Annotated in this window: 20 protein-coding genes and 1 tRNA gene; 3 read left to right on the forward strand and 18 right to left on the reverse strand. The window is 67.1% G+C overall.

Annotated elements, in window-relative coordinates; translation table 11 throughout:
• Window positions 1–138: 138 nt before the first annotated feature.
• The 3 genes from IEV99_RS19630 to IEV99_RS19640 form a co-directional block, all read right to left on the reverse strand.
• Window positions 139–2,562 (reverse strand): tetratricopeptide repeat protein, encoded by a 2,424-nt coding sequence (locus IEV99_RS19630; protein ID WP_188519398.1) that lies wholly within the window; start codon window positions 2,560–2,562, stop codon window positions 139–141.
• Window positions 2,563–3,069: 507 nt separating this feature from the next.
• A tRNA-Glu gene (locus IEV99_RS19635) sits at window positions 3,070–3,145 on the reverse strand.
• A 103-nt stretch (window positions 3,146–3,248) separates the two neighbouring features.
• The gene (locus tag IEV99_RS19640; protein WP_188519399.1) at window positions 3,249–3,569 is read right to left on the reverse strand and encodes a DUF6476 family protein; all 321 of its coding nucleotides are present in this window, start codon (window positions 3,567–3,569) and stop codon (window positions 3,249–3,251) included.
• A 130-nt stretch (window positions 3,570–3,699) separates the two neighbouring features.
• Between IEV99_RS19640 and IEV99_RS19645 the strand changes: the two genes are divergently transcribed.
• Both IEV99_RS19645 and rpoH read left to right on the forward strand, forming a co-directional pair.
• Entirely contained in the window at window positions 3,700–4,722 is a 1,023-nt protein-coding gene (locus tag IEV99_RS19645) for an RluA family pseudouridine synthase (protein ID WP_371875804.1), read from the forward strand.
• Window positions 4,723–4,907: 185 nt separating this feature from the next.
• A complete protein-coding gene (gene rpoH / locus IEV99_RS19650; RefSeq protein ID WP_188519400.1) occupies window positions 4,908–5,810 on the forward strand; it encodes an RNA polymerase sigma factor RpoH in 903 nt (300 codons plus the stop codon).
• Between the two features lie 18 nt (window positions 5,811–5,828).
• Here the strand turns inward: rpoH and IEV99_RS19655 are convergent, their stop codons facing one another.
• From IEV99_RS19655 to IEV99_RS19725, 15 genes are all read right to left on the reverse strand, one after another.
• The gene (locus IEV99_RS19655; protein WP_188519401.1) at window positions 5,829–7,019 is read right to left on the reverse strand and encodes a histidine kinase; all 1,191 of its coding nucleotides are present in this window, start codon (window positions 7,017–7,019) and stop codon (window positions 5,829–5,831) included.
• Between the two features lie 31 nt (window positions 7,020–7,050).
• A complete protein-coding gene (locus IEV99_RS19660; protein WP_188519402.1) occupies window positions 7,051–8,343 on the reverse strand; it encodes an adenylosuccinate synthase in 1,293 nt (430 codons plus the stop codon).
• Window positions 8,344–8,597: 254 nt separating this feature from the next.
• Window positions 8,598–10,274, reverse strand: a complete 1,677-nt coding sequence (locus IEV99_RS19665; protein ID WP_188519403.1) for a mucoidy inhibitor MuiA family protein — start codon at window positions 10,272–10,274, stop codon at window positions 8,598–8,600.
• A 111-nt stretch (window positions 10,275–10,385) separates the two neighbouring features.
• The gene (locus tag IEV99_RS19670; RefSeq protein WP_188519404.1) at window positions 10,386–11,243 is read right to left on the reverse strand and encodes a type 1 glutamine amidotransferase; all 858 of its coding nucleotides are present in this window, start codon (window positions 11,241–11,243) and stop codon (window positions 10,386–10,388) included.
• A gap of 120 nt (window positions 11,244–11,363) precedes the next feature.
• Window positions 11,364–12,944, reverse strand: coding sequence for a phosphoglycerate dehydrogenase (gene serA, locus IEV99_RS19675; protein ID WP_188519405.1), 1,581 nt, complete (start codon window positions 12,942–12,944; stop codon window positions 11,364–11,366).
• Window positions 12,945–13,160: 216 nt separating this feature from the next.
• Window positions 13,161–14,333 (reverse strand): phosphoserine transaminase, encoded by a 1,173-nt coding sequence (locus IEV99_RS19680; protein WP_188519406.1) that lies wholly within the window; start codon window positions 14,331–14,333, stop codon window positions 13,161–13,163.
• A 165-nt stretch (window positions 14,334–14,498) separates the two neighbouring features.
• Window positions 14,499–15,311, reverse strand: coding sequence for an outer membrane protein (locus tag IEV99_RS19685; protein ID WP_188519407.1), 813 nt, complete (start codon window positions 15,309–15,311; stop codon window positions 14,499–14,501).
• A 163-nt stretch (window positions 15,312–15,474) separates the two neighbouring features.
• Complete coding sequence (gene glmM, locus IEV99_RS19690) at window positions 15,475–16,818, reverse strand: phosphoglucosamine mutase (RefSeq protein WP_188519408.1); 1,344 nt, start codon at window positions 16,816–16,818, stop codon at window positions 15,475–15,477.
• Between the two features lie 155 nt (window positions 16,819–16,973).
• Window positions 16,974–18,332, reverse strand: a complete 1,359-nt coding sequence (locus tag IEV99_RS19695; RefSeq protein ID WP_188519409.1) for a nucleobase:cation symporter-2 family protein — start codon at window positions 18,330–18,332, stop codon at window positions 16,974–16,976.
• Window positions 18,333–18,462: 130 nt separating this feature from the next.
• Complete coding sequence (gene ftsH, locus IEV99_RS19700) at window positions 18,463–20,385, reverse strand: ATP-dependent zinc metalloprotease FtsH (RefSeq protein WP_188519410.1); 1,923 nt, start codon at window positions 20,383–20,385, stop codon at window positions 18,463–18,465.
• 173 nt (window positions 20,386–20,558) lie between these two features.
• A complete protein-coding gene (gene tilS, locus IEV99_RS19705; protein ID WP_188519411.1) occupies window positions 20,559–21,581 on the reverse strand; it encodes a tRNA lysidine(34) synthetase TilS in 1,023 nt (340 codons plus the stop codon).
• Entirely contained in the window at window positions 21,578–22,618 is a 1,041-nt protein-coding gene (ybgF, locus tag IEV99_RS19710; protein ID WP_188519412.1) for a tol-pal system protein YbgF, read from the reverse strand. The genes tilS and ybgF overlap by 4 nt, the downstream gene beginning before the upstream one ends.
• A 157-nt stretch (window positions 22,619–22,775) precedes the next feature.
• Entirely contained in the window at window positions 22,776–23,309 is a 534-nt protein-coding gene (gene pal, locus IEV99_RS19715) for a peptidoglycan-associated lipoprotein Pal (RefSeq protein ID WP_188519413.1), read from the reverse strand.
• A gap of 282 nt (window positions 23,310–23,591) precedes the next feature.
• Window positions 23,592–24,308, reverse strand: coding sequence for a DUF1013 domain-containing protein (locus IEV99_RS19720; protein ID WP_188519414.1), 717 nt, complete (start codon window positions 24,306–24,308; stop codon window positions 23,592–23,594).
• 196 nt (window positions 24,309–24,504) lie between these two features.
• Window positions 24,505–25,506 carry an NAD(P)H-quinone oxidoreductase gene (locus tag IEV99_RS19725; protein WP_188519415.1) on the reverse strand — a complete coding sequence of 334 codons (1,002 nt, stop codon included), beginning with the start codon at window positions 25,504–25,506 and terminating at the stop codon, window positions 24,505–24,507.
• Window positions 25,507–25,638: 132 nt separating this feature from the next.
• On the opposite strand from IEV99_RS19725, the gene IEV99_RS19730 reads away from it, so the two are divergent.
• Window positions 25,639–25,836, forward strand: coding sequence for a DUF1192 domain-containing protein (locus tag IEV99_RS19730; RefSeq protein WP_188519416.1), 198 nt, complete (start codon window positions 25,639–25,641; stop codon window positions 25,834–25,836).
• Window positions 25,837–26,147 lie beyond the last annotated feature (311 nt).

A 26,147-nucleotide genomic window follows, 5' to 3' on the forward strand; every position in this document is an offset into this window, starting at 1 on the left:
AAGAGCCCGCCCCGCGGCTCCACGCGGAGGTCGATGGAGGCGTGCCGCCTCAATCGTACGGCGGCTCGGGCCTGCCACAGGCTTCATGGCGCCGAGCTTCTACGCTTTGCCGCCGTCGAGCCGTATCCTGGCCGGCCCTCAGGGGGAGGATCGGAACCTGGCCGCCAGCCGGGAATACTCGGGATCGTCAGGGCGCAATTGCGCGAGAGCTTCGGCAAAGGTTCGCGCGGCTCTGTTGTCCTTTGCTTGAAGCGCCTCTTGCAACAGAGCCGAGAGGATTTCGACGCTGGCGGGGTTGCCCTGCAGGGCGGCCCGCCAAACGGCCGAGGCCTCCGCCTGCCGGCCGGTAGAATAGAGGGCGACGCCGTAGACATAGGCGAACCGATCGTTGCCGGGATCGAGCCGCGCAGCCGCGGCGAGGCTGTCGATCGCTTCCGGGATGCGACGGGCTCGCACCAGCACGAGCCCGAGCGCATGGCGAGGCGCTGCGGCGTTCGGCGACAGGGTGATCGCCGCCCGTAGCGTCTGCTCAGCCGCGGCTTCCCGGCCCGTTTGGCGGTAAAGGTCAGCAAGGTTCACCGAGACGGCGACCGCAGTCGGCTCCAGCCGCAGCGCCGCGAGATACTCCGCTTCAGCGTCGGCCGTCCGGCCTTGGCGAAGGCGGAATCGGGCCATGGCCGCCCGTCCTTCCGGCCGGTCGGCGTCGAGGCGCAGCGCGACCTCGTACTCGGCAAAATTCGCCAGCAGCGCAGCCCGGTCCTGCGCCGGAAGGGCGTCCGTGGATTGGTCCGCGAGAGCCGCCGTGGCGGCTAGCCTTACCGAGCGCACCGGGTCAGCCAGCAGGGGAACGAGCCGCCGCCGCCGGATATCGAGATTGCCGCCCTCGAAGCTCTCGACGGCCGCCATGCGGACGAGCGGGTCTGGATCGGACAGCGCGGTTGATCTGACGTCCTCGGCCGCGATCGAGGGCCAACCCATCAATGCTTCGATGGCGGTTGCGCGGGCCACCGCGGGCGTGGCGGGCTCGCGGGCCACGGACAGCAGCCTCTCACCGGCGTCCACCTCATGACGACGCGCTGCCGAGAAGGCCGCTGCGTAAGTCTGATGCCCCTTACGCCCGGGGCCGTGCCAGCGCTCAACGGCCGCGGCCGCCCAGGACGCCGGTCGGTCTGAATGGCAGGAACTGCAGGTGTTGGGCGTCCCGAGGCTCGCGGTGAGATCCGGGCGCGGAATCCGGAACGAATGATCGTGCCGGCGGTCCACGACCATGTATGTGCGCGCCGGCATATGGCAGTCGATACAGGTGGGATTCTTCGGGCCGGCAGGGTGGCCCGTGTGAGCGGCCTGCTCGAAGCGCGCCGGGGCGTGGCACTGGCCGCACACGGCGGCGCCGTTGGCCTTGAGGCTCCCGGAATGAACGTCGTGGCAGTCGCCGCAGGTGACGCCCTTCTCGAACATCAGGCTCTGGCGAAAGGAGTGGTCGTTGAACACCTCGTCCTTCATCTGGCCATCGTCCTCGAAGAGGTCTGGCGTGAGCAGCGCGGGTCGATGCGTGTCGGCCAGCGGCTGCCCCGGCGCCCAGACAGGCCAGACCTGCCCCCGTCGTGAATGGCAGCGCCCGCAGGTCTCCAGCTCGCCGTTCGCCGGGCGCGAAACGCCGGCCTTCGGACTGCCCGTGGTGGGATCCGGCGTCCAGTCGCGCGGGCCGCGGACAGCGGCCGCAGCCGCGAAGCCCTTCAGCGAGACGCCCGGCTTCGCTCCGTCGCGGGCCCAGACGACATGCGCCCGCCCACCACCGTGGCAAGCCTCGCAGCCCACGCTGATCTCCGACCAGGTGGTCCGGTAGGTGTTTGTCGCCGCGTCATAGCCCTTGTCCAGCGCGGTCGAGTGGCACTCGGCGCACATGTGGTTCCAGGTCTGCAGGTAACGCGTCCAGTGCCGGCTGTCGGAAGACGGGACGGGATCGTCGCCATAAACGTGGAACCATCGCTGCCCGCCCGCTTCGCGCGGACGCGTATCCCACGCCCATGGAAGCGCCTGCAGGCGGCCGTCCGGGAAGGTGACGAGATATTGCTGCAGCGGCGCCAGGCCGAAGCTGTGGCTCACCGCGAAAACGGCCGGCTTGCCGTCACGGCCTTCCGTTTCCACCATGAAACGGTCGCCGTCTCGGATGAATCGCGCGGTCGCGCCTCCGGCCGTGGCGGTGAGGCCGGAAAAGTCGCCTCGGACGGTCTCGGGCGTCGCCTGCGCCATCGCGCGCGCGTGATGTGAAGATCGCCAGGCCGCGTGCTCGCGGGGGTGGCATTCGGCGCAGGCCGAAGAACCGGCATGGTCGGGCGGCGCGGCGGCCGACAACTCCCCTATGCCGCCTGCCGCAACCGGTCCATTTCCCATCTGGCCGCGGCCGGGATCGGCCATAGTGAGCGCGAGGGCCGTGACAATGGTGACGGCGATGCCGCCGAAGATCGGCAGCGCCGTCTCGTCTCCAACCCGATGCCTAGAGCCGAAGCCAAGTCGCTTTGCTTCGCCTTCTCGTCGCAACCACTTGGAAATGAGGAACATGCGAGAGCGCATCCACCACGCGGGCCAGTCCGGTTCCGGGTCCCTCGCTCGCAAAGCTCACGGGCGAGTTGTTGGAAACCTCCAGCTAAGCCTGATTTCCTGTGTGGCGCCATAGAACGAACGTCAGTGATGGCGCTATCGCTCGAACCCGAATCCGCGTGCATCAATGGGGATGACGCCTGACGCGCGTGGAAAGCCTGGATCGGGAGCAGGAGAAAGGCGGCGCGAGCGGACATTGCCGCAGTCCGTACCTCGCCGGATCTGGCGGGCGCAGGACCTCCGGCTGCGCCGTCGCAGAGCCCGGCACGCCCCGACCGGCCCTGACGCGAAGGGGCAGCCGAGGACGTCTGAGGTGAACGAACACCCCAGTGGCCGTTGAATCGACCCAGGCCGACACCGCCGTGGCGCGCATTAGCGCAAGCCCATGGCCGAGCGCTGTCCCACATTCATCGGCGGGGGGACACTACAACGAACCGGTTTGTGGATTTCAGGCGCTTACGCCAGAATTGGCGCTCCCATGGGGAATCGAACCCCAGTTTTCGCCGTGAGAGGGCGACGTCCTAGACCGCTAGACGATGGGAGCGGCTCGCGGCGGGCCAAGCCGCCGCGGGAGCCCTCCTATAACGGCGTCGATCCGGGGCGGCAAGCGCAAATTCCGGCGCCTGGGCCGAAAAAGCGCTCGGACGTCAGCGCGGCCCGCCGAGCTGCAGCCGGCCCGTTTCGGCAAGCGTTCGGGCGTCGAACAGGATCACGATCGAGCCTTCCGGCCCCTCCGTCGTGACCGCGAGGCGGCCATCGCCCAGCGTGGTCGACACCACCCTGGAGCCCGCCGGCAGGAGCGCCTGGATCGGCCGCCGGGAACCGCCTTCGCCGGGCAGCGCCGGCTGCGGCGCCGAGGCGGTTTGACCGCCGCCCTTGACGGCGCGTATCGCAAGCGTGGAAAAGACCACGACGGCGAGCGCCACCAGGATCACGCCCAGCGTGATCACCAGCATCTTCATCGCCATCAGCCGAGCCGCTTCCTTCGCTTTCGCAGCCTTTTCGGCCGGATCCGCTTCATCGGACGGCGTTGCGGCGACGGAAATGGGATCTGCGGTCATGGGGCCCGGGGCGGCTCGGATACGGAAAGGACGACACGTGCAGGACGGCGACGCCGAGGCGATCGAAGGCCTTCAGGCCTATCTAGCCCGCCCGGAACACAAAGGCGAGCGCCTGGACCGCTTCCTCGCCGTCATGGTCCCGACCCTGTCGCGCACGCGCCTGAAGGCGCTGATCCTGGACGGCCGCGTGACGATCGACGGCGCGCGCGCGGACGATCCCGGCCGCAAGGTGGACGCCGGACAGGAGATCGCCCTGGACGTGCCGCCGCCCGTGCCGCCCGAGCCGGCGGGCGAGGAAATCCCGCTCGACGTGGTGTTCGAGGACAACCAGTTGCTGGTGCTCGACAAGCCCGCCGGGCTCGTGGTGCATCCCGCGGCCGGCCACGACACCGGCACCCTCGTGAACGCCCTAATCGCCCATTGCGGCGACAGCCTGTCGGGCATCGGCGGCGTCCGCCGCCCCGGCATCGTGCACCGGCTCGACAAGGACACCACCGGTCTCCTGGTTGTGGCGAAAACCGACCTTGCTCACAAGAAGCTGGCCGACCAATTCGCCGATCACGGGCGAACTGGCCCGCTGGAACGCGCCTACCGGGCGGTCGTTTGGGGCGTTCCACCCCGCAAGCACGGCACCGTGGACGCCAAGCTGGATCGCTCCAACAAGCATCGCGACCGCATGGCGGTGGTGTCCGGCGAAAAGGGTCGCGACGCCATTACGCATTACGAGATCGAGGAAGTCTTCACCGGCTCCAACGGCGAGCCGGTCGCAAGCCTGATCACCTGCAGGCTGGAGACCGGCCGCACGCACCAGATTCGTGTCCACATGGCGCATCTCGGCCACCCCTTGGTGGGCGACAGCCTGTATGGCGGCGGCTTCCGCACCAAGGCGACACTGCTCGCGCCAGAGGCTCGTGCGATCGTGGAGGAATTTCCAAGGCAGGCCCTGCACGCGGCGCTGCTTGGCTTCGCGCATCCGGCCACCGATGAGGAGATGGTTTTCGAGAGCGAGTTGCCGGACGACCTGCAGCGGCTGATTGAGGCGCTGCGGCAGGGATCCTGAACGCGCCGCGACGAAAGCGAGCACCGCGAGAACCCTCGCGGCTCGCGCGCGTTTGATCGATGGCCCGGCGCGCATGATGCGCCCTGCCCTCTTTCGGCCAATGTCACGCCGATGATAGACTGTTGTCGTGGCCGTGCTTCGTGGCGGCCCAGAACGGCCTGCTTGCGAGGGGCCTAGGAGGATCCATGGCGTCCGCCCTGCCTATCATTGCCGCCGAAGGCGGCTTGTCGCGGTATCTCGACGAGATCCGCAAATTTCCGATGCTGCAGCCGCAGGAGGAGTACATGCTCGCCAAGAGTTGGCGCGAGCATGAGGACTCCGAGGCCGCGCACCGCCTCGTCACATCGCATCTGCGTCTCGTGGCCAAGATCGCCATGGGATATCGCGGCTATGGCCTGCCGATCGGCGAAGTCATTTCCGAAGGCAATGTCGGCCTGATGCAGGCCGTGAAGCGGTTCGAGCCCGAGAAGGGCTTCCGCCTCGCCACCTACGCGATGTGGTGGATCAAGGCTTCGATCCAGGAGTACATCCTGCGCTCGTGGTCGCTCGTGAAGATGGGCACCACGGCCAACCAGAAGAAGCTGTTCTTCAACCTGCGCAAGGCGAAGAGCTCGATTTCGGCCCTGGACGAGGGCGACCTGCGTCCCGACCAGGTCAAGCAGATCGCCACCAAGCTCGGCGTGCACGAGCAGGAAGTGATCGAAATGAACCGCCGCCTCGGCGGCGACAGCTCGCTCAACTCCCCCATCCGCTCGGACGGCGAAGGCGAAGGCGAGTGGCAGGACTGGCTCGCCGATGACAGCGCCAGCCAGGAATCGCTGCTGGTCGAGCAGGAAGAGGCGAACAACCGCCACCTCGCATTGCGCGACGGTCTGGGCGTGTTGAACGAGCGCGAGCGCCGCATCTTCGAGGCGCGCCGCCTGGCCGACGACCCGATCACCCTCGAAGAACTCTCCGAGGAGTTCGGGGTCTCGCGCGAGCGCGTGCGTCAGATCGAGGTGCGGGCTTTCGAGAAGGTGCAGAAGGCCGTCCGTGAGGCGGTGGCCAAGCAGGAGGGCGGCCGCCTGGCTCTCCCGGCGCATGCCTGATCGTACGCTGCGGAAGCCTTAGCCGCCCTGCTGCCATCCGCTGATCGCATCCCCGATGGTGCGATCGCCAGTCGGGCCCTTCTCGAAGAGCAGCAGCGCCCGCCGCCCATTGGCGAAGCGCAGCGGCGTCATGAACCAGTTGCGGGTGCGCAACAGCTCGAGATTGCGGGTGATGTCCACCGGCAGGTTAGACAACCCGATCAGGAACACGTTCTCGGTCACCGGCACCGAGATCCCGGCGAGCGGCGTACCGCGAGCCGTTTCCTCGTTCCGCATTTCCGGAACGCCCAGATCCCGAACCGCCCCGTTGGCCGCCTTGGCGCCTGCCGTGAAGCGGATCTCGACCGTATGCGACGCCGGCAGGGCTCCGTCTCGGTTGCGTCGCAGGAGCACGTCCGCCTTGAGCCCGGCGTCAGCGACCTCGATTTCAGCCCGCACGGCGACGTCCAGCGGCTCGCCTGCGCCGGCCGGCACATTGTCCAGCCGCCACAGCACGCGGCCCACCGTCTGCCGGATTTCGGTCGTGCCCTCGGCGGCTTCCTCCACCAGCAGGGCCCGCTGAAGAACCCCGATCGCGGCCGAGGCGCCCGCCGGAGCCTGCTGAGGCTGCGCGGCGGTGCGCGGCTGCGTCGCTTCCACGGGCTGCGCCGGCGCGTCGCCCGAAAGCCGTTCCTGGAACTTTCGGTCCTGCTCGGCCGGCTGCGTCGCGGCCGCCTGGCGGCCCGGCGTAAACTCGGAAGGCGATTGCTTCAGCTGGATCGCCGTGATCGCGGTGACGCCAACCACCACCGCGATCGCCAGTCCGATAACGGCGGCGCGCAGCCACGGCCGCCGATCCCTCACCGCCGGACGGGGCGCAGCAGGCCGCAGGCGGTCCGTGTTGACGGCGTCCTCGGGTTGATCAAAGGCCGGCGGCGTTGCAGGCGCTTGCGGCGGCTCCTCATAGTGCTCGCGGGCCGGAAGCGGCTCGTCGAGCACGTCCGTTACGGTCGGTACGCCGCCGCCATATTCGGTTTCCACGCGGCGTATCGCATCCTCGAGCGCAATCCGCTCGCGCGCGATGTCGGCCTCGGCGACCGGTGGGTCCGAGTTCCGCAACTGGCCCAGCAGCGCGTTCGTGGCGCGCTCGTAGAGCGCCCGACGCTGCTCGGGCGTGCTTTCGACCATGTTGGCGACAGCGCGCGAAATCAGCGGATAATAATCGGCCATGGCGCCTCAGTGGAGGAGAAGCCTGTGGGGGTCAAGCCTCGAAGGGATTCTGCACCAGGATCGTATCGTCACGCTCCGGGCTCGTGGACACAAGGGCCACCGGCGCGCCGATCAGTTCCTCGATTCTGCGCACATACTTTATGGCCTGCGCCGGGAGGTCCGCCCACGAGCGCGCGCCGGCCGTCGAGCCTTCCCAGCCCTCGATGGTCTCGTACACCGGCTGGATGCGCGCCTGCGCGCCCTGGCTCGCGGGCAGGTGGTCATATTCCTGGCCGTCGAGGAGATATTTCGTGCAAACCTGGATTTCCTTGAAGCCGTCCAGGATGTCGAGCTTGGTCAGCGCGATGCCGTCGATGCCGGACGTCCGGACGGTTTGGCGCACCAGCACGGCGTCAAACCAGCCGCACCGCCGCTTGCGGCCCGTCACGGTGCCGAACTCACGGCCGCGCTCGCCGATCAGGTTGCCGATGTCGTTGTCCTGCTCGGTCGGAAACGGCCCCTCGCCCACCCGGGTCGTATAGGCCTTTGCGATGCCGAGCACGTAGCCCACCGAGCGCGGCCCCATGCCGGAGCCGGTCGCCGCCTGCCCGGCGATGGTGTTGGACGACGTTACGAACGGGTAGGTGCCGAAGTCGATGTCCAGCAGCGCGCCCTGCGCGCCCTCGAACAGGATGCGCTTGCCGGCCCGGCGCTGCTCGTCGAGCAGCTGCCACGTCGTATCCATGTAGGGCAGCACCTTGGGGGCGATGGAGGCGAGTTCGTCGAAAATCGCCTGCGCCTCGAACTCCGAAAGCCCGAGGCCCCGCCGCAGCGCGTTATGGTGGGTCAGCAGGCGGTCGATCTTGGCCGGCAAGGTGTCGAGTTCGGCCAGATCCATCAGCCGGATGGCGCGCCGGCCGACTTTGTCCTCATAGGCCGGCCCAATGCCGCGCTTGGTGGTGCCGATCTTGGTGCCGGGCGCGCCCGACTCGCGCAAGGCGTCGAGTTCGCGGTGCAACGACAGGATCAGCGGCACATTCTCGGCCACCCGCAGGTTGTCGCGCGAGATCGCGACGCCCTGGGCCTGCAGCTTTTCCACCTCGGCCGCGAGCGCGTGCGGGTCGAGCACCACGCCATTGCCGATGATCGCGAGCTTGTTGGGCCGCACCACGCCGGAGGGCAGCAGCGACAGCTTATAGACGTTCTCGCCGATGACGAGCGTGTGGCCGGCGTTGTGCCCACCCTGGAATCGCACGACCGTGTCGGCCTGCTCCGAGAGCCAGTCGACGATCTTGCCCTTACCCTCGTCGCCCCACTGGGCGCCCACGACGACGACATTGGCCATCGATCTCTCCATCCGCGGCAGGGGCGGCGCGCGGCGTCGTCCCGGTCCAAACACAGAAGTTCAAAAACGAAAGCCCCGGCAGTTCCGCAAGTCGGATCAGCCGGGGCTTGCGCGGGAGCATTACCCGCAAAGGGCCGGGGCGTAAAGCACGACTGCGGTTCACCTTGGGATTGCGAGCCTCCGGCTCGCATAGGCCGGCTCCGTGACGGCGAGCGGTGGGTCTTAGTTCAGCGTTGGGATCCAAGTCTGCAAAACTACCGAATCGGCGCTCCGTCGATGGCGATGTCGCGGTCGGCCGGCCATTTCAGACGATAGCCGAGCTTGATCTCCTTTTGCTCGCCAGCCTGATAATCCCAGGTCCACCCCATGACGCCGCGCTTGTCGGCGATGATCTTCTCGGTGGCGGGCGTGCCGGGCAGCGGCTCCACCGTAATGGAGGAGTTCTCGGACACCGGAATCCGGTCGATCACGCTGATGCGCAGCGGCGTGTCGTGCAGGTTACGAACCGTGGTTTTGAACTCGCGCTGATCGGTTTTCGTGGAGCCGATCCAGGACGGCTCGTTCTCCTTCCGCTTCACAGGCGCGCGGGTGACCTTGATGCGGTCGTCGGCGCCAAAGCCCAGGTCCAGCTTGTCGCCGGGCGCGACCAGCTTCACGCGCCCTTTACCGACATAGAAGCCGTCCCGGTGCAGCGCGACGTCGCCAGGCAGAACTGGAGCTTCGTCCTCGTTGGCGAAGGACGCCTCCAGATAGGCGGTCTCGTCCAGCGCCGGGACCACCTTTGCGAGAAGGCTCGGCTCAACCCTGCGGCTCCCGAGCAGGAAGCTCTTCGCTGCTCCGTCACGTGGCACGGTGACGCGTCCGGCGACCCGGAACGACGCCTGGAAATCCCCCGCTTCAAGTTGGGCGCCCTGCTCGACGGCCTCCACGGGGGCCGGGGCCACATCTCGGCGCGGCGCAGCGAGACTGGGCGCCGCCGGCGGCGCCGCGCGCTCCATCATGAGCTTGTTCTGCTGGGATCGCGCAGCATCCAACGCGATGACCTGCGGATCGAATACATTGACGGTGAGCGGAGGCGGATCAGGCGCCTGCGTGCCTCGTGCGGCCCGGATGGTCGACACCGAAAGCGCCACGTCGGACCAGTCTTCGCCCGTGCGCTGGCTCACCTGCGCGCGACGGACCAGCTCAAGCGTCGGCTTGCGGTCCTTTCCGCCCGTTTCCAGGCGGGCGTCATAGACCGGCCGCCAATTTGCAGCCGCAACTCGGTACGTCACCGTCAGCCCGCCATTCACGGCGCCTGTTGTCTCGATCGTGATCAGCAGGTCGCGCCGGGACGAAGTGGCCGGAGCAAGCCGAGGCCGCGACTGCTCCAAAGCGGCGATCTGCTCATCCAGGTCGCGTGCTTTCGCGCGTAAGCTGCGCAACGCCTCGTTGACGCGCGCCGCGCCGTCCCCAACCGCGTCCCAGGCGGCGGACCAGCGGTCGATGTCCAGCGGCTTCGCCTCGGAGCCGAGTTTCTCCGGGCTCGCCTGCGCGAATGTCTCGATCGCCTTTTTCTTGAGCTCGGCCGCCTCGATCTGGCCGGCGACGCCATCGCGATCAGCCTTCAGGGCATTGACCCGCTTTTCCAACTCGGGATCCAGAGCCGGCTTGGCGTCCGCCTGCGAAGGCCGTATCTCGACCGAGCCGATCGCCATCACGCCGTCGCCCAGTCCTTGGACGCGCACGCTGGCGGGATCCATGGAGCCGCTGAGCCCGCGCAAAACCAGCGTCGTCGCGCCAGCCGGCAATGTGACCGGCACAGCCCGGGTCACCGTCGCGCCATCCGGATAAACCGTGACGGCGTCCGCCCGGGACGGCGCCTCGAGGTCTGCGGCGAGCGCCACGGTGGAGATGCCCGACAGAAGCAGGACGACGAGCGCACGGCGCATGAATGACCCTCTGCACGGCAGGTGTTTCCGCCGAACCACCACAGACGACAATCGTGCAGTCTTTGCGGCGTGAGCGTGGCCTTGCGGCGGCGTGGCGGCCGCCCTCCGGGTTCAGGCGCGTCCGCGCGCCGAGAGGGTCGGTCTCACGCGCATATCCAGGAAGTTGCGGATCTCCGTGAGCCGTTTGGTCGGGTCAAGGACCTCGGCGTCGAGGCCGTGACGCCAGGCGAGGTCCTGCCGCGACGGTTCGTCGTGCAGCGCCATCAACTCGTCGACGTAGCGGCCATGGTCGCCCTCGCCCCGGCAGAACCCTTCGGCCACGAGATGCCGACCATACCGACACAAGATCACGGCGAGCTCGCGCAGGCTGAACTCGGGATGGTACTGGACGCCCCAGAACGTGCCGCCGTCATGCCGGATCTCGGCGGCTTGCATTGGCGTCATCGCGTTGAACGCCAGCACGGACACGTCGCCGGGGGGCGTCGTCACGGCGTCGAGATGCACGGCGGGCGCGTCCCACGACGCTGGCCGACCGGCAAGCAACGGGTGTGTGCGCCCGGCCTCGGTCGGGACGATGCGGCGGGCGAAACCGATCTCGCTGCCCGCAGGGTTGCGGCGCACATCGCCGCCGGCCGCCAGTGCGCCCATCTGGATTCCCCAGCAGGAGCCGAACATGGGCGTGCCGGACGCATAGGCGGCGCGCGCCAGCTCCACCTGGCGCGTCACGGCGGGCTCGACATTGTAGGCGTTCAGCGCCGACCCGGTGAGCACGACCGCGTCGTAGCTTTCCAGGCCCGAACCGTCCGGCAGGTTCGCGCCCTCGTCGGCCGGGAATGCGATGTCGGTGATCGCGCCCGGCTCCAGCGCCCGGAGGACGTCGCCATAGGACTCGGACGGCGTCATCCCGTAATCGTCGCGATGCCGTTGCCGCGCCTCGCGAGTGTTGCCTTCGACGACCAGGAAACGCATGGAGAGCGCTCGGATGCTGCGATTGTCCCCTGATAGCAGGCCCGCGGAGAGGTTCAAGCGTTGGGATGACGGTGGATCGAGGAGGCGCGCCGCTGGGATGACCGGCGCGCCGTTCCGCCCTCAGAACCGCAGCGCCTTGGCCTGCTTGACGCCCGGTAGCGCCGGGATCTGCTCCAGCACTGCGGCCGGGACGTCGCCGTCCACCTCCACCAGCGCAATCGCCGACCCGCCCTGTGCGTCGCGGCCGAGCGCGAAGGTGGCGATGTTGACGCCGGCGTTACCGAGCAGGCTGGCGAAGCGGCCGATGAAGCCGGGCTTGTCCTCGTTGGTGACGTAAATCATCGACGGCCCAAACTCGGCATCCACCTTGATGCCCTTGATGGAGACGAAGCGCGGCTTGCCGTCGTGGAAAGCCGTGCCCGACACCGAGCGCTCCTGCTCGTCCGTGATCACCGTGACGGTGATCAGCGACTCATAGTCGCCCTCGGCCGCCCGTGTGGTTTCCTCCACGACGATGCCGCGCTCCTTGGCGACGATGGGAGCCGACACCACGTTGACGTCCTGCAGCGCAGGCCGCAGCAGTCCCGCGATGGCGGCGGCCGTGAGCGCCTTGATCTTGAGGCCCGCCACCGCGCCCTCATAAGTGATGCGCACTTCCTTGATGTCGGTGTCGGTGAGCTGCCCCGCAAAGGAGCCCAGACGTTCGGCCAGCGCCACGAAAGGCTTCAGCTTCGGGGCTTCCTCGGCGGTGATGGACGGGAAGTTGATCGCATTCGTGATCGCGCCGCGGATCAGGTAATCCGACATCTGCTCGGCCACCTGCAGGGCGACGTTCTCCTGCGCCTCGTTGGTGGCCGCGCCCAGATGCGGCGTGCACACCACGTTGGGGTGCCCGAACAGCGGATTTTCCTTGGCGGGCTCGGCCGTGAACACGTCAAAGCCCGCGCCCGCCACATGCCCGCTGTCGAGCGCAGCGCGCAGCGCGACCTCGTCGACGAGGCCTCCGCGCGCGCAGTTGACGATGCGCACGCACTTCTTGGTCTTGGCCAGGTTTTCGGCCGAGAGGATGTTCCTGGTCTGCGCCGTCATGGGCGTGTGCAGGGTAATGAAGTCCGCACGCGCCAGGAGGTCGTCCAGCTCCACTTTCTCCACGCCGAGATCCAGCGCCCGCTCAGGCGACAGGAAGGGATCGAAGGCGATCACGCGCATCTTCAGCCCGAGCGCCCGGTCGGCCACGATCGCGCCGATATTGCCGCAGCCGATCACCCCCAGCGTCTTGCCGGTGATCTCGACACCCATGAAGCGGTTCTTCTCCCACTTGCCCGCCTGCGTGGAGGCGTCGGCGGCCGGGATCTCGCGCGCCACCGCGAACATCAGCGCGATGGCGTGCTCGGCGGTCGTGATGGAGTTGCCGAAGGGCGTGTTCATCACGATCACGCCCTTGGCGGTCGCGGCCGGAATGTCGACATTGTCGACGCCGATGCCGGCGCGGCCCACCACCTTCAGGCGTGTGGCGCTCTCCAGGAGCTTCGCGGTGACCTTGGTCGCCGACCTGATCGCCAGTCCGTCATAGTCGCCGATGATGCGGGCGAGCTCGTCTTTGTCGAGGCCGGGCTTCACGTCGACCTCGACGCCCCGCTCGGTGAAGATCGCGACGGCGGCGGGCGACAGGCTGTCTGAAATGAGAACGCGGGGAGCCATGATGCAGTCTCCTTCATCCCTCCCGCGGGAGGGGCGGCGCTGGGCGCCTGAATGCAGAATTGGATGAGTTCGGGCTGAACCCCTCTCCCCTCCAGGGGAGAGGGGTAGGGGTGAGGGTCCGACGCAGCCGCGATCTTGCGAAAATGGCGGCGCGCCACAAAGGCCCTCACCCCTGCCCCTCTCCCGCCGGGCGGGAGAGGGAACGAGCGCGGGCGACTACGCCGCCTTGGCGAGCCCGGCTTTTGCCTCCGCGAAAGCCCACGCGATCCAGTGCGTCAGCGCCTGAACGTCGGCGGTCTCGACCGTCGCGCCGCACCAGATGCGCAAACCCGGAGGCGCATCGCGATAGGCGCCGATGTCGAAGCCCGCGCCATTCTTTTCGATCGCGCCTGCCACCGCCTTGGCGAAGGCAGCCTGCGCATCAGCCGGCAGCGCCTGCACGGCGGGATCGGAGAACACCAGGCACACGCTGGTGTTGGAGCGGATGCTCCCATCCTTGGCCAGAAAAGCGATCCAGTCGTTCTGCGCCACGAAGTCGGCGAGCATCTTCGTGTTCGCGTCCGCCCGCGCGATCAAGGCATCGAGCCCGCCGATCCGCTTCGCCCACTGCAGCGCGTCGATGTAGTCCTCCACGCACAGCATGGAGGGCGTGTTGATGGTCTCGCCCTCGAACAGGCCCTCGGTGATCTTGCCGCCCTTGGTCATGCGGAAGATCTTGGGCATCGGCCAGGCCGGCGTATAGCTCTCCAGCCGCTCGACGGCGCGCGGCGACAAAATCAGCATGCCGTGGGCGGCCTCGCCGCCCAGCACCTTCTGCCAGGAGAACGTCACCACATCGAGCTTGGGCCAGTCGAGCCGCTGCGCGAAGGCCGCCGAGGTTGCGTCGCAGATCGTCAGGCCGGCCCGGTCGGCCGGAATCCAGTCGCCGTCCGGCACGCGTACGCCGGAGGTCGTGCCGTTCCAGGTGAACACCACGTCATTGTCGAAATTGATGGTCGAGAGGTCGACGATGTCGCCGTAGCCGGCCTTCAGGACGCGCGCGTCCTTGAGCTTCAGCTGCTTGATGGCGTCCGTGACCCAGCCCTCGCCAAAGCTCTCCCACGCCAGCATGTCGACGCCGCGGGCGCCAAGCAGCGACCACATCGCCATCTCGACAGCGCCGGTGTCGGACGCCGGCACGATCGCGATCCGGTAGTCGGCCGGAACCTGCAGCACCTCGCGGGTGAGGTCGATGGCGAGCTTCAGCTTCGCCTTGCCGGGCTTGGCCCGGTGGGAGCGGCCCAGCGGCGCATCCTTGAGGGCGTCCAAGGACCAGCCAGGGCGCTTGGCGCAGGGGCCGGACGAGAATAGGGGATTGGCCGGCTTTTGGCCGGGCATTGCGTTCGTCATCGATAGCTCCATCCTTGCAGATGGGCGCTCCGCGTTGGGGCGGAGTGTCCCGCCGACCGGGGTAGGCGAAGGCGGGTACGACGTCAAACGGAAAAGGCGGCCCGGTACATCCGCGGGCCGCCTCTCACAGGGCGGCTCGGGTCGAGCCGCCGATCGATACGTCGTTCAGTACTTCCGGATCAGCGGAGGCGGAGCCATCGGGGGCAGCGCGGTGTCGCTGAACATGTAGCGCAGGCCCATCCGCACATCGTGCGAGGCGAGCTTAAATTTGTGCTCCTGGGTCGAGGTGCCGCAGTCGCAGTTGATCAAGGTCGAATAGTCGCCGAGGCTGAGGTAGCGATAGCCAACATCGAACTTCAGGTTCGGCGTCAGGTTCATCGCCGCGCCGGCCATCAATGCCCAGGCAAAGCCCCACTTGCTGTTGGAAACCGATGAGCCGTGGCCCGAAACTGTCGGATTGTAATCCTGGACAGAGCCGAACTCGTTGTACGCGGTGCCTAGACCGACGCCCAGATACGGGGTCACATTGTACCAGGTGCCGAGGTCGAAGTAGCCATTCGCCAGAAACACGCTCTGCTGGAGCTTGCCACTGTAGAGATCCAGGCATCGACCAGCGCCGCAGCCGTAGCTGTCCGTCGCCCGATATTTCATGTTGGTGCGGTATTCGCCGGTCACGTCGGCGCGGAACCAGCTGTTGAACTGGTAGCCGACGCCAAGGCCGAAGATCGCCGCTTGCCCGATTGAGTGATAGTCGTGCGTGAACTCGACCGGCGGCGTCGCGATGGCTTCGAACTTGGACTCGCTCGCGAATGCGACGCCGAGGTCGCCGCGCAAATACCAGCCCGAATATTCGGACGAGGGCTCATAGCTCGGCGCAAGCGGCGGCGGAGGAGGAAGCGGCATATCGGCCGCGTGAGCAAAGCCCATCGCCCCGATCGCCATGGCGCCCGCAAGAGCGAGGATTTTCACGCTGCCCATGACACATGTTCCCTGATGTGGCCGGACGGGTGCGAGACGCCGTCCTACCGCTATTCGACAGGGGCCAGATTGACAGGCGAGAGTTAAGGGCGACTTAACCCTAAGACTTAACCTTACGAACGCGTTTACGCCGCCTGGGGCCGAACTTCGGCCCCGGCGAGCCTCAGGCGGCCGCCGACGTGAGAGCGTCAACGACGTCGTCAACCGCCTGCTCGACGATCACGCGATCGTCGCCTTCCGCCATCACGCGGATCACCGGCTCGGTGCCCGAGGGGCGGATCACCAGCCGCCCATGGGTCCCAAGGCGCTCGCGCGACGCCGCGATCGCGTTGACGACCAACTGGTTCTTCAGCGGCTCACCCTTGCGGAAACGCACGTTTTTCAGGATCTGCGGCAATGGCTCGAAGCAATGGCAGACTTCGCTCACCGGCTTGTTCTGCTGCTTGACGACCGCCAGCACCTGCAAGGCCGCGATCAGTCCGTCGCCCGTGGTGGCGTAGTCGGACAGGATGATGTGGCCGGACTGCTCGCCGCCCAGATTGTAGCCATGCTCGCGCATGTGCTCGAGCACGTAGCGGTCTCCCACCGCCGTACGGGCGAGCCCCAGTCCGAGGTCGGCAAGGTGCCGTTCCAGGCCGAGATTGGACATGATGGTCGCGACCACGCCGGGCTGCGTCAGCCTGTTGTCGTCGCGCCAGCTCTTTGCGACCACCGCCATCAACTGGTCGCCATCGACAACCTGTCCCTTTTCGTCCACCAGCACGACGCGGTCGGCGTCGCCGTCCAGCGCGATGCCAATGTCAGCGCGCAGCTCACGCACCTTGCGGCTCAGCGCATCCGGCGCGGTGGAGCCCACGTCCTTGTTGATGTTGAAGCCGTCCGGCTCGACCCCCATCGAGACGACTTCGGCGCCGAGCTCCCACAGCGCCTCAGGCGCGACCTTGTAGGCGGCCCCATTGGCGCAATCCACGACGATGCGCAGGCCGGACAGGTCCATGTTGCGCGGCAGGGTGCGCTTGGCGAACTCGATATAGCGGGCGTGCACGCCCTCGATGCGCTTGGCGCGGCCGAGGTCGCGCGGCTCCGAGAGCTTCGCCGCAAGGTCGGCGTCGATCAGCGCCTCGATCTCGCGCTCGGTGTCGTCGTTGAGCTTGAAACCGTCAGGGCCGAACAGCTTGATGCCGTTGTCCTGGAATGGATTGTGCGAGGCCGAGATCATCACGCCGAGATCGGCGCGCAATGAGCGCGTCAGCATGGCGACGGCGGGCGTCGGCATCGGGCCGAGCAGCATCACGTCCATGCCCACGGAGGTGAACCCCGCAACCATTGCGTATTCGATCATGTAGCCCGACAGGCGCGTATCCTTGCCGATCACCACCCGGTGGGCGTGGTCCCCGCGCTGGAAAGCCAATCCGGCCGCCTGCCCCACGCGCAAGGCCAGGTCGGGCGTGATCACCCGGTTGGACAGGCCGCGGATGCCATCGGTCCCGAAGTATTTCCTGCTCATGATCCGTCCTCGGCAGCGCCCGACTCAAAATCTCGGTCACCGTCTTATGCAGCGACCAAGCTCGAATTGTGACTCACGAATCTTTTCAAACCGCAACAGGCCGACGAAGCTTCGCTGCGCCGGCCTGCCAAAAAGCATCGAGCCCGGTGTCTGCCTTAGTGCTGGTCGGCCGCAAGCGCCGCTTGCGTCAGGGCTCCAGCCGCCTTTTCAGATGTTCCTACGCCGTTGAACAAGGCGTTCAGCAACACGGCCGCGATGCACGCCAGCAGAATGCCGGAATCCAGCAAGGGATGAAGGACCTCGGGCAGCTTCTTGAGCAGCGTCGGGGCGACCAGCGGGATCATGCCGAACCCAATCGAAATCGCGACCACGAACAGGTTGTTCCGACTGCTTTTGAAATCGACCGCCGCGAGAATGCGAATGCCGGTGGCCGCCACCATGCCAAACATCACGATGCCGGCGCCGCCCAGCACATAGGTCGGCACCGCCTCCACGAGCGCGCCAAGCTTGGGGATGAGCCCGAGAACCACGAGGATCAGCCCGCCCGCGACCGCGACGTAGCGCGAGCGCACGCCCGTAACGCCGACGAGGCCGACGTTCTGCGAGAACGACGTGTACGGGAAGGTGTTGAAGACGCCGCCGAGGATGGTGCCGACGCCATCGGCGCGCAGCCCCTTGGTGAGGTCGTCGCCCGTAATCTTCGTTCCGGTCATCTCGCCGAGCGCCAGGAACATGCCGGTGGATTCGATCATCACGACGATCATCACCAGCGACATCGTCAGGCAGGCGACGGGATCAAAGGTCGGCAGGCCGAACTGAAACGGCAGTATAAGGCCAAACCAGGCGGCGGACTCAACCTTTGCGAAGCTCATCTCGCCCAGCAGCGTCGCCAGCATGCAGCCCGCCACGATGCCGAGCAGCACCGCAACGTTGCCGACGAAACCGCGACCGTATTTCGTGATCGCCAGGATAACCAGCAACACGAACCCCGCCATTGCGAGGTTGAAAGGCGCGCCAAAGGTTGGGCTTGTCGGCAGCCCGCCGCCCGCCCAGTTGATGCCGATGCGCATCAGCGAGATGCCGATCACCGTGATGATCGTGCCGGTCACGACGGGCGGGAAGAGCGGCAGCAGCCGGCTCATGAACGGGGCGAGCAGGACGCCGACCACGCCGGCCGCGATCACGGAGCCGTAGATCCCGAGCAGCCCGATTGCGGGGTTGCCCGCCATGGCGGCCATCGGCCCGACAGCCGCGAAGGTGACGCCCATCATCACAGGCAGGCGTATGCCGAGACCCAGCGCGCCAAAGGATTGGATCAACGTCACGAGCCCACACACGAACAGGTCGGCGCTGATCAGGAACGCCACCTGCTCGGGCGGCAGCTTCAGGGCCCGCCCGATGATCAGCGGCACCGCGACCGCGCCCGCATACATCACCAGCACGTGCTGGAGGCCGAGCGCCGCCAAGCGCGGCGCCGGCAGCATCTCGTCCACAGGCCTTGTTGTTTCAACCATGTCTCGCCCCCCGTAAGCCAATCCGGCTTACCTGATGCAAAGACTAGGCCTGAAGCTCAGGCGGAGCCACAAAAACGAAACGCCCGGCGCAGGGGCCGGGCGTTACAGTTCGAGGTTGCCGAATTGCCGTTCAGGCCTGCGGCTGAGGCTCCAGCCCGCCATCCGGCTCCTGCCGTGGGCGGGTCTTGCCGGCCGTCGGCACCACCGGGGCGGACCGGTTCGGCGGCTCGTCGCCGGCATCGCGGACCGGCGGCTTGCCGGCGATCAGGTTCTTGATCTCCTCGCCCGAGAGCGTCTCGTATTCGAGCAGCCCCTTGGCGATGGCGACGAACTCGTCGTGCTTGTCCGTCAGGATCTTGCGGGCGTCACGGGCGGCCTGCTCGATCAGGTTGCGAACTTCCTGGTCGATCTTCTGGGACGTCGCCTCGGAGACGTTCTGGTGGCGCGAGACCGACATGCCGAGGAAGACCTCGTCCTGGTTCTCGCCATACGCCACCGTGCCGAGCTCGTCCGAGAAGCCCCAGCGGGTCACCATCAGGCGCGCCAGCTTGGTGGCCTGCTCGATGTCGCTCTGGGCGCCGGACGTGATGTTCTCCTTGCCGAAGGTGATCTCCTCGGCGAGGCGTCCGCCCATCATGATGGCGAGGCGCGATGTCATCCACTTGTAGCGGTAGGAGTAGCGGTCGCCTTCCGGCAACTGCATCACCATGCCGAGCGCCCGGCCACGCGGGATGATGGTGGCCTTGTGCAGCGGGTCCGCGGACGGGACGTTCAAGGCGACGACGGCGTGACCGGCCTCGTGATAGGCGGTCAGCTCCTTTTCTTCCTGCGTCATCACGGTGGAGCGGCGTTCCGCGCCCATCATGATCTTGTCCTTGGCGTCTTCGAATTCCGCCATGGTGACGATGCGCTTCCCGCGGCGCGCGGCCAGCAGGGCGGCCTCGTTGACGAGGTTCATCAGGTCGGCGCCCGAGAAGCCCGGCGTTCCGCGCGCAACCACCTTGAGGTCGACATCCGGCGCAAGCGGCACCTTGCGGATATGAACGCGAAGGATCTTCTCGCGGCCGATGACGTCCGGGTTGGACACAACGATCTGGCGGTCAAAGCGGCCGGGGCGCAACAGCGCGGGATCGAGCACGTCGGGCCGGTTGGTGGCCGCGATGATGATGATGCCCTCGTTGGCCTCGAAGCCGTCCATTTCGACGAGCAGCTGGTTCAGCGTCTGCTCACGCTCATCGTTGCCGCCGCCGAGACCGGCGCCACGATGGCGACCGACGGCGTCGATTTCGTCGATGAAGATGATGCAGGGCGCATTCTTCTTGGCCTGCTCGAACATGTCGCGCACGCGGCTGGCGCCGACGCCCACGAACATCTCGACGAAATCCGAGCCCGAGATGGTGAAGAACGGAACATTGGCTTCGCCCGCGACCGCACGGGCTGTCAGCGTCTTGCCGGTGCCCGGAGGGCCGACCAGCAGAACGCCGCGCGGAATGCGACCGCCGAGACGCTGGAACTTCTGCGGGTCACGCAGGAATTCGACGATCTCCTGCAGGTCTTCCTTGGCTTCGTCGATGCCGGCCACATCCTCGAAGGTGACGCGGCCATGCGCCTCGGTGAGGAGCTTGGCCTTGGATTTGCCAAAGCCCATTGCCTTGCCGCTCGCGCCTTGCATCTGCCGGGACAGGAAGATCCAAGCCGCGATGAACACGATCAGCGGCATCCAGTTGACGAGCAGCGCCAGGAACCAGGGCAGGTTCTCCTGCAGGGGCTTGGCGGAGAAGTTCACGCCCTTCTGCGAGAGCTTCTGCACCAACCCGGGATCGTTCGGCGAATAGGTCTGGAACTGACGCCCATCCGACAACGTGCCATGGATCTCCGGACCCTGGATGATCACGTTGGACACGCGGCCGGTGTCGACCTCGCTGAGGAACTGGCTGTAGCTCATGTCATAGGCTTGACCGCGCTGCCCAGGATTCTGGAACAGGGTCACGAGCGCGAGCACGAGCAGGAAGATGATCACCCAAAGGGCGAAATTGCGGACGTTCGGGTTCATTACCGATCGATCGCCTTGGTGAGTCTCGTACCGCCAGGAGAGCGATTTCGAGAGGTTGCGTGTCGCTAATGTAGGATCGGGGCGCCCCCTTGCCAAGGGAAGCCCCGGAACTCATCCGCGCGGGAGCCCCGCTCTTAGCAAGCGCCCGGAGCGATGGCGAGCCGAACCGGCGTCTATGATTGACGATTAGCCCCGCGGCGCCGCGGCTTTTCCTGCGTCACCGTGACCGTTCCGTTGCGGCCGAGCGTCACCATGCAGCCGCCCAGCGTCCGCCGCAGGCTCCGCCGCTCCGCCGCGGCCTCCGCGACCGCCGCCTCCAGCGCCTCGAGCCGCTCGAGCCTTGGGGCCTCGCCGCCACCCCGCGCCTCCACAACCGCACGCGCCAGGAGCCTCAGCCGAATTTCCGCAGGCTCATCGAACAGTGAGGCCGCCAAGGCCAGCCCTCCTCCCGCTTGCGAGGCGAGCCCCGCAAAGGCCTTGTCCGCCGCGGCGCTCAGCGCCTGCTCGGCCCGGGCCGCGCGGGCCGCCAGCGTGGTCAGGCGCTCCCGAGTCAGCCCCTCGGGCTCCAAGAGGGCCCACAATCGCCGGATCCTGTTTCGGGCATAGAGCGGCTTTTCATTGCTCGGGTCCTCACAAAATGGATGGCCAGCCCGCGCGAGGGTAGCGGCCAGCCGCACCTTCGGGACATTAAGAAGCGGACGCAAAAGCGTCAGCCCATCCAGCGTCCCCCCCTGCCGCATTCCGGCGAGGCCGGCCGGGCCGCTGCCTCGGACCAAGCGCATCAGCACGGTCTCGGCCTGATCGTCCGCGTGGTGCGCGGTCGCCAGGGCGTCGGCCCCGATTGTTCGAGCGTGTTCGCGTAGCAGGCCGTAGCGTGCAGCCCGGGCGCTTTCCTGGCTCACCCTGCCGGCCTGGCGATGATTCCAGACCAGCGTCGCATGCGGGAGGCTCGCTTCCCTCGCCCAACCGGCGACGGTCGCTGCCTCCATTCCGGATTCGGGCCTGAGCCCGTGATCGACCGTCGCGACGAAGAGTTTGGGCCCTGTCGGACCGGACGCTCGCCAGCGGGCGGCTAGCAGCATCATCGCGACTGAATCAACTCCGCCGGAGACGGCGAGCAAAACGGCCTCGTGCGCGGCGAACGGAGCGAACAGGAACTCCGCCTCGGCCGCTCCGATCGGCGCAGGCCCGCTCAATTGGCGCAGGAGCCCTTCCGGATTTCGCGATCCGCCATGGCTTTGACGTCCGCGGACGCGTCCGGGTAGCGGCGCGTCACTTCGGCGAGCGTCGCGCAGGCTTGGTCGGGCTGGCCCATGCCCCGCAGCGCGAGGCCGAGCTTCAACATGCTCTCGGGCGCGACCTTGGATCCGTTATACTGCTTGTAGACCTTGAGATATTGCTCAACCGCGTCCGGGTACTGGCCCCGGCGGTAGTATGTCTCGCCCAGCCAGTATGTCGCGTTGGCCGCCATCCGGTCGCGCGGATGCGCCTGCAGGAACTGCTTGAAGGCGTTTTCGGCCTGCTCGTATTGCCGCTGCAGCACGAGCCCGTAGGCGAGGTCATAGTCGTCCTTGGCGAGGCCCGATCCGGCAGTGGCGACCGTTCCCGTCTGCATCGGGGCGGCGACGCGCGGCGTGCCGGGCGGCGGCGAAACCTGCGGAACCGTGGAAGGGGGCGCACCGACGCCGCCTGGCGGCAAAGCTCCCTGTGGCAGGGCGGCGGAACGACGGTTCATGCCGCCGAGATCCATGGGCGCGCCGGGCTCGTCGTCGATGATGTCCGCGATGCCGCGGTCCTGAAGACCCGCTCGGTCTTGGGGGCCCACCGGCGCAGCGGCCGCCGCGCCGAGCCCGCCGTCGCCGCCGAGCGATCCGAGCGTTCGCGGCGCGCCAGGCGCCGTCGGCTGCGCCGAGGGATCAAACGCGTCGCTGCGCTTCTGCGGCGGCGCCTTGGGCTGCGTCGCGGGCGGCGTAGCGCCCGAAGCGGCCGGGCGGGCTCCGCCCTTGATGTCCTGGAACCGGAATTCCACGTCTTCCTGGAACTTGCGCAGCTGGTCTTCGAGCCGCTTGTTCTGGAACTGCAACTGCTCGATTTGCCCGGAGAGCTGGCGAACCTGCCCTTCCAGGCGACTGGTGCGCACCAAAAGCTCGGACACATCCTGCGCCCGGGCGGAGGGGGCGACAAGCCCTGCGAGAACAACGGCCGCAAGGGCCCACACGACGCGACGAATCATGGTGGAGGATCTTCCGGGCTCGGGCATCTGCAACCCTCGTCTAGCATGGGAGCCGCCGCGGCCAAAATATGTCGCCCGTCTGGCGTGAGCGTGACAGTGGCCGCAAACGAAAACCGGCGCCACATGGGCGCCGGTTCGTGTCGTGAGGCGTTGCGGATCACATGCCCGCGGCGCCGCCCAGCACCGTGACGGCGCGGCGGTTCTGTGACCAGCACGAGATGTCGTCGCACACCGCGACCGGCCGCTCCTTGCCGAACGAGATTGTCTTCAGGCGCGAGCCGTTCACCCCGCGCGAAGCGAGATAGTCGCGGGCCGCCTGGGCGCGACGGGCGCCGAGCGCGAAGTTGTATTCGCGCGTGCCGCGCTCGTCCGCATGGCCTTCGATCGTGATGGCGTAGCGCGGATACTGGCTCAGCCACTGCGCCTGCTTGTCCAGCGTGGCGGTCGCGGTCGGGGTCAGGTCGGTGGAATCCGTCTCGAAGAACACGCGGTCGCCGACATTGACGATGAAGTCCTGGGCCGAACCCGGCGTGCCCGCGCCGCCGCCTGCTCCGAACCGTCCTGCGCCGCCGGCGCCCATGGCGTCAGAGCCGTCCGCCGCCTTGTTCGACGAACAGGCAGCCAGGGTCAGCGCCGCCGCGAGCACGATGCCGAGCTTCGCCGCTTTCGCGACCGCGAGGGTACCCGTCATAGTCTTGCTCCTTGTGATAAACCGTTGACCCGACGCTTACGCCCGGGTGGTTAAGCGAAGGTTCCGTCAACCTTGCTGGATCGTTTTCGGAATATGTTGCTTTCGAGCGATTGCCCGGATGGTGAATGCTTGGTGAACGACGCGGCTTGAGCTTGGCGGCTCTAGCCCAACGAACTGGCGTTGTTCTCAAAGCTGATTTGCGGCGAAACCGCGCCAGAAAAGCGAATGGCCGGGACATGCCCGGCCATCGTCAACCCATGTGTCTCGGCCGCAACAGCCAGACTACTCGTCGTCATCCTCGCCGCGGCGGCCCTTGAGAGGCTTGAGCTTGGCGAACACCGACTCGGCGTCGATCCGCTCTTCCTCTTCTTTCGGAGCATTGAGCGACGCAAAGGGCTGCTGAACCGGCTCCTTGGCGGTTGTGATCTCGGCGGGCAGAAGCGTCTGGCCGCTGGACTCGACGCTCGCGGGCCGGTCCTTGGCGGCCTTGGCGACCTCGAAATCAAGGTCAATCTGCGAGCACAGGCCCAGCGTCACGGGGTCGAGCGGGCTCAACGTCGCGGCGTTCCAGTGCGTCCGGTCGCGGATCTGCTGGATCGTGGTCTTGGTGGTGCCCACCAGGCGCATGATCTGCGCGTCCTTGAGCTCGGCATGGTTGCGCAGCAGCCAGAGAATCGCGTTGGGACGGTCTTGGCGGCGCGACAAAGGCGTGTAGCGCGGACCCTTCTTGCGCTTCTGCTCGGGGATCCGGACGCTTGACACAGCCAGCTTCAGCGGATGATTGCGGTCCTTCTCGGCCTTCTCGATCTCGTCGCGCGTGAGCTGCCCGGCCACGACCGGGTCGAGGCCCTTGATGCCGGCGGCCACCTCGCCGTCCGCGATGCCCTTCACCTCGAGAGGGTGCAGCTTGCAGAAGTCGGCGATCTGCTCGAACGACAGCGATGTGTTGTCGACAAGCCAGACGGCCGTCGCCTTCGGCATCAGCGGTCCAGTGCTCATGATCGCGCTCCTCTGCAAAACGGCGCTGAAAATCAGGCCCCTCGACGACATAGCTCCTTCGCGCTCCGGCCGGACCTTTCGGTCGGAGCCCCAGGGCAGCCATCACTGATCGGGGATGCGCGCTATATAATCCGCCCGTCGTCCCGACGCAATCGGCGTGATGGTTCACGGACGGCTCCCCGCCTTTGAACGTCGATTACTCCACCGTGAGCACGATCTTGCCGATGTGCTGGCTGGTTTCCATCAGCGCGTGCGCCTGAGCGGCCTCCGCCAGCGGAAACGTCTTGTGGATCACGGGCCGGACCTGACCAGACGTGACAAGAGGCCAGACCTTTTCGACGAGTTGGTCGGCGATCGCGGCCTTCTCGGCGGGCGAGCGGCTGCGCAGCGTCGAGCCCGTATGCGTCAAGCGTTTCAGCATCAGCCGCATGAAGTCGATCTGCGTCTTGGACGAGGACTGGAAGGCGATCTGCACAATGCGGCCCTCAACGGCGGCCGCCTCGTAGTTCTTCGCAATGTAGTCGCCGCCGACCATGTCGAGGATGACGTCCACGCCCTTCTTGCCGGTCGCCGCCTTGCACTCGGCCACGAAGTCCTGCGTCTTGTAGTTGATCGCCACATCCGCGCCGAGCTTGCGGCAGGCCTCGCACTTCTCATCGGATCCGGCCGTCGCGATCACGGTCGCGCCGAAAGCCTTGGCGAGCATGATCGCCGTCGTGCCGATGCCGGATGTGCCGCCATGCACCATGAAGGTTTCGCCGGATTTCAGCCGACCGCGCTCGAAGACGTTGGTCCAGACCGTGAAGAACGTCTCCGGAATGGCGGCCGCCTCCACCATCGAGACGCCGTCCGGGATCGGGAGCGCGTTGCTCTCGTGGACCGGGCAATACTCCGCGTAGCCACCGCCCGAGACGAGCCCGCAGATCCGGTCGCCGACCCGGTAGCGGGTGGCGCCCTCCCCCACCGCGACAACTTGGCCGGCGATCTCCAGGCCGGGAATGTCCGAGGCGCCGGGCGGCGGCGGATAAAGCCCCTTGCGCTGCATGACGTCGGGCCGGTTCACGCCCGCGGCCGCCACGCGCACCAGCACTTCGCCCGGGCCGGGCTGCGGCACGGGGCGGCTTTCCGGCGCGAGCGCTTCGGGGCCGCCCGGCTCCTTGATGCCGATCGCGGTCATGGTCTGCGGCGTTGCGGTCATGCGGGCCTCCTGAGGGCTTCGGACGTGGTGGTCCGGAACGCGTTCTGGCGCAAATGGTCCCGTTCGCGCCATTTTGCGCTCCAGCCGGGCTTGTCTATCCTGCGCGCCCCGTCATCGCAGATGGAGCGCACCATGGCTGATCCCTTCGCAGACGACCTGGCCCAACGCAAGCCGATGCAACATGCCGTCGGGCAGGACCTCTCAGCCTTGTCAGTGGACGAGATCGACGAGCGGGTCAGCCAACTCCAGGCCGAAATCGCACGCCTTCAGGACGCCCGCAAAGCCAAGATGGCGTCTCGCGACGCGGCGTCCGCGTTTTTCAAGAGCTGAGCGGCTAATCTCCGTCGCCCCGGCGGCGGGCGCCAGTGTGGCGTTCCGGGACGGGAGAGAACGCGGCGAACGATTTCGGCACAGGAGGGAATAACCGGAAGCTCCACCTTAACGGGTGGTTAAGCTTTCGGGACTATGAATGAAACATCCAGATTCCTTCTGGATGTCGAGTGGCTCCTGTCCACTCTGTTTGACGCCTCCCTGTTTACCCACTCCGCAAAGCCGCCTTCGGGCGGCTTTTTTTTGCGCCATCAACTCTCTAGGGCGCCGCAAGCGTGGCGCAACCTGTGCGGGCCGGCACGCGTTGCACC

It is taken from the genome of Alsobacter metallidurans (assembly GCF_014636935.1).
GTDB classification, from domain to species: domain Bacteria; phylum Pseudomonadota; class Alphaproteobacteria; order Rhizobiales; family Beijerinckiaceae; genus Alsobacter; species Alsobacter metallidurans.

Bases quoted from the DNA above. Each gene is read 5' to 3' on its own strand.
- ftsH (WP_188519410.1), bottom strand. From the start codon at position 20,385: ATGAACCCGAACGTCCGCAATTTCGCCCTTTGGGTGATCATCTTCCTG.
- IEV99_RS19720 (WP_188519414.1), bottom strand. From the start codon at position 24,308: ATGAGCACTGGACCGCTGATGCCGAAGGCGACGGCCGTCTGGCTTGTC.
- rpoH (WP_188519400.1), top strand. From the start codon at position 4,908: ATGGCGTCCGCCCTGCCTATCATTGCCGCCGAAGGCGGCTTGTCGCGG.
- IEV99_RS19660 (WP_188519402.1), bottom strand. From the start codon at position 8,343: ATGGCCAATGTCGTCGTCGTGGGCGCCCAGTGGGGCGACGAGGGTAAG.
- IEV99_RS19685 (WP_188519407.1), bottom strand. From the start codon at position 15,311: ATGGGCAGCGTGAAAATCCTCGCTCTTGCGGGCGCCATGGCGATCGGG.
- IEV99_RS19730 (WP_188519416.1), top strand. From the start codon at position 25,639: ATGGCTGATCCCTTCGCAGACGACCTGGCCCAACGCAAGCCGATGCAA.
- IEV99_RS19630 (WP_188519398.1), bottom strand. From the start codon at position 2,562: ATGTTCCTCATTTCCAAGTGGTTGCGACGAGAAGGCGAAGCAAAGCGA.
- IEV99_RS19640 (WP_188519399.1), bottom strand. From the start codon at position 3,569: ATGGCGATGAAGATGCTGGTGATCACGCTGGGCGTGATCCTGGTGGCG.
- IEV99_RS19680 (WP_188519406.1), bottom strand. From the start codon at position 14,333: ATGACGAACGCAATGCCCGGCCAAAAGCCGGCCAATCCCCTATTCTCG.
- IEV99_RS19665 (WP_188519403.1), bottom strand. From the start codon at position 10,274: ATGCGCCGTGCGCTCGTCGTCCTGCTTCTGTCGGGCATCTCCACCGTG.
- IEV99_RS19695 (WP_188519409.1), bottom strand. From the start codon at position 18,332: ATGGTTGAAACAACAAGGCCTGTGGACGAGATGCTGCCGGCGCCGCGC.
- IEV99_RS19670 (WP_188519404.1), bottom strand. From the start codon at position 11,243: ATGCGTTTCCTGGTCGTCGAAGGCAACACTCGCGAGGCGCGGCAACGG.
- IEV99_RS19725 (WP_188519415.1), bottom strand. From the start codon at position 25,506: ATGACCGCAACGCCGCAGACCATGACCGCGATCGGCATCAAGGAGCCG.
- ybgF (WP_188519412.1), bottom strand. From the start codon at position 22,618: ATGATTCGTCGCGTCGTGTGGGCCCTTGCGGCCGTTGTTCTCGCAGGG.
- pal (WP_188519413.1), bottom strand. From the start codon at position 23,309: ATGACGGGTACCCTCGCGGTCGCGAAAGCGGCGAAGCTCGGCATCGTG.
- serA (WP_188519405.1), bottom strand. From the start codon at position 12,944: ATGGCTCCCCGCGTTCTCATTTCAGACAGCCTGTCGCCCGCCGCCGTC.
- glmM (WP_188519408.1), bottom strand. From the start codon at position 16,818: ATGAGCAGGAAATACTTCGGGACCGATGGCATCCGCGGCCTGTCCAAC.
- IEV99_RS19655 (WP_188519401.1), bottom strand. From the start codon at position 7,019: ATGGCCGATTATTATCCGCTGATTTCGCGCGCTGTCGCCAACATGGTC.